The organism is Bartonella sp. AP280QHHD, assembly GCF_042196125.1.
In the GTDB taxonomy this organism is placed as follows: domain Bacteria; phylum Pseudomonadota; class Alphaproteobacteria; order Rhizobiales; family Rhizobiaceae; genus Bartonella.
Map to the genome: position 1 here is coordinate 1 of NZ_JBHIPQ010000011.1, position 8,916 is coordinate 8,916.

The 8,916-nt window shown below is 39.0% G+C and carries 2 protein-coding genes; both read right to left on the bottom strand.

The annotated features are described in order from the left end of the window. On the bottom strand, window positions 1-5,232 hold a 5,232-nt coding region (locus ACFIMK_RS00400), incomplete at its 3' end, for a hypothetical protein (RefSeq protein ID WP_375693497.1). 827 nt (window positions 5,233-6,059) lie between these two features. Then, window positions 6,060-8,916 (bottom strand): Vomp family autotransporter (locus ACFIMK_RS00405; protein WP_375693498.1); only part of this gene is annotated, 2,857 nt, incomplete at its 5' end.

Consider the following 8,916-nt stretch of genomic DNA (forward strand, 5'->3'; position numbering starts at 1 on the left):
TTTGTCTTTATTTGCGATATTGAGTTCTGTACCTTCTACTTCTTTACCAATAGTGATAACTTTTGTCTTTTCATCCTGCTTGGCAAGGCTATCACTGACAACATTAGTTACATCATTATGAACATTCGTGATAGAACTCGCAACTCCAGCAAATGCTTCCGATACACTATTGTAAACCTTTTCCTCACCAGCACTACCATCAGAATTGACAGTTTTAAGCTTGAAGGTAGGTGCAACCCATTCTCCCTTTTCATTATAACCTGCTCCTCCACCAAAATACGTCGCAAACTGTTTTTGCAGATCATAAATCTGTCCACCCGTAATCGCATCACTCGAGCCTGATACTATAGAGCCAGCTGCAAGTGATGTAAGCTTGCTGTTCTCTTTATTGTCCCCATGCGTCGCTACAAACGCACCTTTAGTCTTGCCCCATAACAATGCATCGCCTTGAACTGCTTGCGTAATATTACTTAGTTTTTCATCAAACTTTTTGACCTCATTAGACAGATGAGTGTTCACATTCTTGACACTCGTATCAAGACCCGCAAAGGCGCTACCAACATCGTTATGTGAATTAGTCGTTACTGTACCATCGTCAGAAACATTAGAGATTTTATAAGTCGGAGCTGTAAAAACACCCTCTTTAAAGGATGCTTCTCCACCTAAAAACTTAGCTACATCCTCACCTATTTTATTAATCTGGCCACCCGTAATTGCATCACGTGAACCCTTGGCAATCTGACCATCGGCAACATTATGAAGACCAACAGCTGCCTTATCCTTACCTTTGCCTAAAGTCACACTCGTGTAATCAATGCCGCCATTCTCACCCTCTTTTTTATCGTAATGAACAACAGCCGAGTCATCTGATTGAAGGCTGGTAGAAAGATCCTTCAAACCTTTATCAAGCTGACCTTTGTTAACAGCTTCATTATCCTTTGTTGCTTCACCAACACCTGAAAGTGTCCGATCCGTACCAGTCTTGTTGGCTATGTTGATTTCACTGCCTTCTACTTCTTTACCAATAGTGATAAGATTGGTTGCTTGATCTTTCTTAACAAGGCTATCACCTTTCACATTGGTAATCTCATTATTAATTTCTTTGCTAATCTCATTTCTAATATTTGTGAAAGAATTACCAACTCCAGCCAAAGCATCCGCCACATTGCCATAGTCTATCTCTTCAGATTTACCATCATCCTTAACTGTCTTAACCTTAAAACTTGGAGCAGTCCATTGTCCTTGCTCATCATAGCCAGCACCTCCACCAAAATAGGTTGCAAGTTGTTCGTTCAGCGAATAAAGCTGACCACCCGTGATAGCATCCGTTGAATTAGCGCTAATCTCACCATTGGCAAGGAACGTAATTCTACTGTTTTCTTGTGTCCTGACAGCTTTGCCTTTTTCTTCTTGCTTCTTCTCATGACGTGCTACAAAGGCATTGGCTTCATCATTCCATAACAAAGCATCACCTTTAACTTGCTGAGTAATATTCGTTATGTTTTTAGTAAGTTCGCTAAACTTATTTGTTACATTATCATTGACATTCTTGATATTGCTATCAAGCTGGCTTTTGTTAACAGCGTCATTATTGTTCTTTGCTTCACCAACACCAGAAATTATCCGATCCCCACCGCTTTCATTTGCAATATTGATTTCTGCGCCACCTACTTTTGCACCAATAGTGAGACGATGCGTTGTTTTGTCTTGCTGAACAAAGCTCTCGCTTTCCACTTTGGTAATCACATTATTAACCTGTTCAGTCAATTTATTCTGAACATTCGTGATAGAACTTCCAACACCGGCAAGTGCATCCGCTACATTCGTATAGTTCTTGTCAAAAGAAGTACCATCCTCACCAAACTGCTTGATCTTGAAATCCGGTGCTTTCCATTTGCCCTCTTTATCATATCCAGCACCACCACCAAAATAGGTTGCAAGTTGTTCGTTCAGCGAATAAAGCTGACTACCCGTTACGGCATCTGTTGATTTAGCGCTAATCTCACCATTTGCTAGAAACGTAATTCTACTGTTTTCTTGTGTCCTGACAGCTTTGCCTTTTTCTTCTTTACTCTTTTCATGACGCGCTACAAAGGCATCGGCTTCCTTGCTCCATAACAAAGAATCCTGTGCTACTCCTTCAGAAACCTCTTTAATCCTTGCATTCACATTCTTGATATTTGTATCAAGACCTGAAAAAGCGGTTCCAACACCTTGAAAGTCACTCTCTGTTACAACTCCATCTTTAGCAATGTAAGATAATTTATACGTTGGCTGTGTAAGAGCTCCATCTTTAAAGGACGCTTCTCCACCTAAAAACTTAGCTACATCCTCACCTATTTTATTAATCTGTCCACCCGTGATTGCATCATGTGAACCCTTGGCAATCTGACCATCGGCAACATTATGAAGACCAACAGCTGCCTTATCCTTACCTTTGCCTAAAGTCACACTCGTATAATCAGTTTCATCACCTGTTTTATCGTAATGAACAACAGCCGAGTCATCTGATTGAAGGCTGGTAGAAAGATCCTTCAAACCTTTATCAAGCTGGCTTTTGTTAACAGCGTCATTATTGTTCTTTGCTTCCCCAACACCAGAAATTATCCGATCCGCACCGCTTTCATTTGCAATATTGATTTCTGCGCCACCTACTTTTGCACCAATAGTGAGACGACTCGTTGTCTTATCTTGCTGAACAAAGCTTTCGCTTTCCACTTTGGTAATCACATTATTAACCTGTTCAGTCAATTTATTCTGAACATTCGTGATAGAACTTCCAACACCTGTAAGTGCATCAGCTACATTCGTATAGTTCTTGTCAAAAGAAGTACCATCCTCACTAAACTGCTTGATCTTGAAATCCGGTTCTCTCCATATGCCCACTTCATCATATCCAGCACCTCCACCAAAATAGGTTGCAAGCGTGTTACCCATTGTATAGAGCTGACCACCATTTACTGCATCTGTTGAGTTTTGGGTAATTTCACCATTTGCAAGGAACGTAATTCTACTGTTTTCTTGTGTTCTTACAGCTTTGCCTTTTTCTTCTTGCTTCTTCTCATGACGCGCTACAAAGGCATTGGCTTCCTTGCTCCAATTCAAAGAATCCTGTGCTACTCCTTCAGAAACCTCTTTAATCCGTGCATTCACATTCTTGATATTTGTATCAAGACCAGTAAATGCACTACCAACATCTTTAAAAGAGCCCTCTGTTATATTACCCTTTGTATCAATCTTGGATAAGTTATAAGTTGGTCCCGTCATAGCAGAACCAGCAACTCCTGCACCTCCACCAAAATATTTTGATGTATTGGCCATAGCCGTTTCCAGATTTCTCGCTGTGGACGAAAGACTCTCATTGGTTTTGCTTAACTGTGAAAAATTAACTGCATCGTTCGCTCCAGTGCCATCCGACACTCCTGTAATCTTTTTACCCCCAGCATCTATCCCAGAAATGATTATTTTCGGTCCACCTGTAATCACTAAGCCCGTTGCGTCTAAGGTACTGCTTCCTGCAGTTACTTTATTGACTGCGATTTCCTTAGCTAGATCAAATTTTATATTATTGTCATCTTTGCCTTTTGTAATCGTAAGATTTGTACTTCCAGCGGAAAAATNTGTTGCATCTAAGGTACTGCTTCCTGCATTTACTTTATTGACTGCGATTTCCTTAGCTAGATCAAATTTTATATTATTATTATCTTTGCCTTTGCTAATTTGAAGATTTTCACTTGCCGCTGATAAATCGATCTTGCTCTNCGTTGCGTCTAAGGTACTGCTTCCTGCAGTTACTTTATTGACTGCGATTTCCTTAGCTAGATCAAATTTTATATTATTGTCATCTTTGCCTTTTGTAATCGTAAGATTTGTACTTCCAGCGGAAAAATCTACCGCGCTGTCCATGATAACGCTCTTACCATCCTTACCCCCAACAGATAGTTTCCAACCGCCATTTCTCACGACACTTTCTAAGTCTTTTAACTGTACAACATTTACTGCATCAGTAGGGTCACTACCAGCTGCTACACCTATAATCTGCCGCGTCACGCCCGTACTTTTGCTACCAACACTAACGGCACCCTGCGTACTTTTCCATTGCGCTTCAGTGCTTTTTGTCGCCCCCTGCAGCGAAGAAGCATATCCTGGAAGACCTAGAGCCCTATCAGCGATAACATTACTTCCTATAGCAACACCACCTTGTACAGAAACTATAGAACTGGCACCTATTGCGATACTGCTTGGAGCAAAAGCGTAAGACATGGAACCTATAGCAATACTAGATTCACCTATTCCACTTGCCTGATTACCCATAGCAATACTATACAGCGCCTCCTTTGTTACAGATGCATTGTAACCAAGAACAATCCCCTTTTCTGCATAATTCTTCGCGCCATAACCAAGAGCCATTGCATAATCACCAGTTGCAAGTACTCTATTTTTTTCATCAATATCCTGTTCTTTAGATCCAGGATCAGCTCCAACACCACCGATTGCAATGCTATAAACACCTTCCGTTTTTGCCCCCCGCCCTAAAACGACAGTACCATACGCGCCCTTAGGTGACTCTGCCATATAACCAATAACAGTACTCCAACCATCACCAGCTTTTGCTCTGTACCCGATAGCAACAGAACCGTATGTACCTCTCCCACCAACACTACCAACCACATCGTCACCAATAAAAACACCCCACTTGCTGTTTGTATAATTAATCCCACTACCCAAAATAATATTGTTATTTTGAGAACGTTGCATTCCTGCAGTTCCGCCCCGCAAAAGGTCAGAAACATTAACAGGGATTGCATTCTCATTATTCCCTGCAAACTGTTGGGCTGTAGAGCTATCACGAACAAGCGACCGTGGACTAATGAGAGACTTTTTATATTGCTCGTCTGTATCTAGGGTTCTGACCAATAAATTTTTGCTATCGTCCGCAAGAACATTTACGATAGAACTCTTATCGCTCTTACCAGAAAGGGTTTTGGTTAAAAAATTTGCGTAATCATCAGAAGCATTCAAACCAGCAACAGAGAGAAGGCTTTGTGGATAAGATACACCAGCACTTTTTACACCCTCAAGAAACGTGTTTCTAAAATCAGGATTTGCTGAAAAAACAGGCGTAACATTCGATAAGAATGTAGCCGTTATAGCCAACGAAAGAACTTTAACAAAAGAAAAACGAGAACGTTTTAATTCACTCGCTGCTTGTGGGGCATATAATTTTTTCATAACAAACTCTCCAATGAAAAAACTTGGAAACACCTCCAAAACATAAAAAAGACACATTTTAGCATTATTGATGTCTTTGGAATTCAGAGTAAACGATCATTGCTTAGAGTGTGAACATTTTGAGTCTTTAGTCTTGTTCTGTTTGTGCTCTCTGTATTGAGATCTAAATGCTTGTCTTTTTGATTATGTTTTGTGGACATAAAGATAACACATTTAGAGTCTAAGGGTTTTAGTGTGCTGTTTTTTCCTAACTAAAAAAGAGGCCTTGTATATTTGATATTACTTTTTACTTGGTAGTGATTACTATAAAATCCTTTGTACTAGGTTTTAGTATGTATTTTCCTAAATATAGACTTTATTTTTATTAGAAAGCATGGTTTTATTAATAATAAGTAAAGTAAAAAGAAATTGTAATATGTCCGGAATATATTCTTCTTTGGATAACTGGCTTTTTAGTTGGATTTTTTCTTTTTAATATATCATATAATGATATATGCGTGGTCCCGTGATGTACCTTTTATCTTTACGCACTACTTTTCCCCCTTTGAATTATTTTATCAAAATGAGTCTTACTAATATACACTCCCATATTGCTATAGGCTGTTCATGAAAATAGCAACATAAAAATATAACTTTTTAGCAATATGGATTCTACTGTGATCTTTTTTCAACAAAATATAGAAAAATCTTCTATAAAACCTCACAGTTTATAGCCTCATCAAATATTATGCTTATCTCTAGATAAATACTGTCCGTCTGTAAAAAAAATATCCACCCTTATTTCAATAAATAAGGGTGGATGTTTTGTTCTATTTTCGTTGTTCGTATTATTTTATTTTCAGAGTGATTGCACCACCTATGCCCCAATGACCACCAGCACTCGTGGCAGAGAGATTAGAGCGGATTTTTCCGTTTTCAGATGTATAACCAGCACCAAGAGCAAATGCGGATTGTCCACGCCATGCGCCGCTACCAAATGAGACACTCAAAGATCCCGGCTCGTCAAAGTAACGTAGGTTGGATACTGCTAGACCAACGGCGGCTGCTTGCCTTGCCTCTTTCCGTACGCTCTTAATGTCATAACTTAAAATATTAAACTTCATATCTGTATATCGGTCAGACCGATCAACAGCATCATCAATGGCATTAATAACAATATTATCCACCCGACTATCCGTATATTTTTTTGCATCATCGAGAACAATTTTCATCTGTTGCTGAGTGTAATCATGTAGTTGACCACCATTCACAGCTTCTTTCGAACCTTGTTCAATGCGACCATTGGCAACATTATCAATCATAACAGGTTCACTTTCGTTGCCACCTTTTAGAGTGATCTTATTGGTTTTTTTACCATCAGCATCTTTATCATAGTTAACTGCACCATCAGAAAGATTATTAACCGTGTTCTCAATATTATCAACTCTGTCTTCAATATTGAAAACCGTTTCACCAATATTCGTAACCGTAGTGGAAATATTGTCGACTCTGTTTTCAATATGCTTAATATCTTTTTCAACGCCAGTGATACGTTCGTTTGTTTCCCAAAGCTGTCCACCATTGACTGCATCTTTTGAACCTTCTGCAATTTTACCATCTGCTACATTGATAATCTTACTTGGTTGACCATCATGGCTAGCGTCATAAGCTTTTTTCTGCTCATTCCAATTTAAACCATTGGACGAGACATTGTTTTCAACACTTTGAATACGGTCGTTTATCTTAGACATACTCTCACTTACGCCGTCAAAAGCACTGGCAACGTTATGATAATCCTTCTTTTCACCAGAGCTCCCGTCAGCTTTGAATTGTGCTATCTTGAAAGTAGGAGCAGTCCATTCTCCATTATTATAGCCAGCGCCACCACCAAAATATGCAGCAAGCTGATTACTCATCAAATAAAGTTGCGAACCATTTATAGCATCGGTTGAATTAGCAGAAATATCTCCATTGGCAAGAAACTTAATTTTGCTATTTTCTTTGTCTGCTCCATGCTGTGCTACAAATGCCTGCTCATCACCGTTCCACAACAAGGCGTCCCCTTTGACTTCTTGTGTAATATCATTGATTTTTTGTGTAAAATTATTGACCACATTCGTGAGATGACTATTCACACTCTTCACATTTGCATCGAGACCACTCAAAGCTGAGCCAACATCATGATAATTGGCTTTTGCCACCTGACCATCTTCAACAATAACAGATAAACTATAGTTTGGTCCTTTAAAAGCACCATTTTCGAACGAGGCACCACCACCAAAATAATTTGCTATATCTCCAGATATTTTATTAATTTGGTTCCCATTGATCGCATCATGCGAATCTTCAGCAATTTTCCCATCTTTAACATTATGGAGGGAAACGGGTGCTGTAGTCTTATCACCACCCAAAGTTATGCTATTATAATTAACGGTATCGTTTTCTTTATCATAGAGAACTGCAGCAGCACTTGTAAGATTAATATCATTAGAAATCTTCTCTATACTTTTATCAAGCTGGGCTTTGTTAACAGCTTCATTACCATTCACAGCTGCCTTCACACCAGAAATTGTCCTATCGTTGCCTGCATTATTTGCAATATTAATTAGAGAACCTCCTGTTGCCTTACCTATGGTGATAGTACCTTCATTTTCCTCCTGCTTAACGAGGCTATTTTTTGTCGCATTCGTAATCTGATTTTGGATATTCGTGATAGAAGTATCAACAGCATTAAAAGCAGAACCAACATCATTATGAGAATTACCCTGAATTGTGTAAGTTGGTGCTTTACCGTTAGATACATCTGCACCTCCACCAAAATACTTTGATATATTTTTAGCAATTGTTGTCAGATTATTTGTAACAGTGTTAACATTCTGATTAGTAGCAAAGAGCTGCGAACCATTCACTGCATCGGTTGAATTAGCAGAAATGTCTCCATTGGCAAGAAACTTAATTTTGCTATTTTCTTTGTCTGCTCCATGCTGTGCTACAAATGCCTGCTCATCATTACTCCACAATAGAGAATCTTTAGAAACACCCTCAATTTTCTGAGTAAATTCATTTGCTACATGTGTTAAGCGGCTATTCACATTGTTGATATTGTCATCAAGCCCTGTCAAAGCGTCACCAACATTATTATGGTCTTTAGATACTGCTACGCCATCTTCAGAAATGCGCGATAAATGATAGAGCGGACCGAACAAAATACCGTCGCTAAATTCCGCATTCCCACCCAAAATGTTTGCTACATCTCCAGATATTTTTTCAATCTGCCTACCATTGATCGCATCATGCGAATCTTCAGCAATTTTCCCATCTTTAACATTATGGAGGGAAACGGGTGCTGTAGTCTTATCACCACCCAAAGTTATGCTATTATAATGAACGGTATCTTTTTCTTTATCATAGAGAACTGCAGCAGCACTTGTAAGATTAATATCATTAGAAATCTTCTCTATACTTTTATCAAGCTGGGCTTTGTTAACAGCTTCATCATTTCGCTCTGCAGCTTTTACACCAGAAATTGTACGAGCTTCACCAGATTTGTTTGCAACATTAATTTCTGTACCCCCTGTTGTCACACCAATGGTAATAGTACCTGCATCTCCTTCCTGCTTAACAAGGCTATTTTTTGTCGCATTCGTAATCTGATTTTGGATATTCGTGATAGAAGTATCAACAGCATTAAAAGCAGAACCAACA